Here is a 445-nt window from a genome sequence, read left to right as displayed (position 1 = left end):
GGCACGTTGATCGAGAAGGTGCCATCGGCGTTGGCCGCACCGGTGAATATCTGGTCACCGACCATCAGGGTGACGAGATCACCCGCAGCGAACTCGCCGCTGACCGAGCCGGTCACCGAAATATCGCGCCCTGCCTCGTCGGCGTTGACGATGTTGTCACCGGCGATGGTGTCGAGCGTGATCGAGAGCGCCGGCGGCGTGGTGTCCACCGCGTAGTCACGGGTGGTTTCGGCACTGCCGACGTTACCCGCGGCATCGGTATGACTTACCGAGGCAGAAACGCTGTTGGCACCGGCCGACGCCAGTACCGAGCCCGGCACCGTGACGCTGAACGCGCCGTTCTGACCGACGGTTGCTGAGTAGTTCTGACCACCGACCGAGACGGTGACCGTATCCCCTGCCGCCGCATCGCCACCGGAGCGGCCGGTGATGCTGACATCTGCTG

At 65.2% G+C, this 445-nt stretch carries 1 protein-coding gene; it reads right to left on the bottom strand.

The window, feature by feature from the left end; genetic code table 11:
* On the bottom strand, nt 1-445 hold a 445-nt coding region (locus KSP9073_RS17265), incomplete at both ends, for an Ig-like domain-containing protein (protein WP_114403762.1).

Origin of the sequence: Kushneria phyllosphaerae (assembly GCF_900312995.1) — a bacterium.
In the GTDB taxonomy this organism is placed as follows: domain Bacteria; phylum Pseudomonadota; class Gammaproteobacteria; order Pseudomonadales; family Halomonadaceae; genus Kushneria; species Kushneria phyllosphaerae.
The sequence above is the reverse complement of the archived record's forward strand: the minus strand, read 5'-3'. Positions and strand labels throughout refer to the sequence as shown.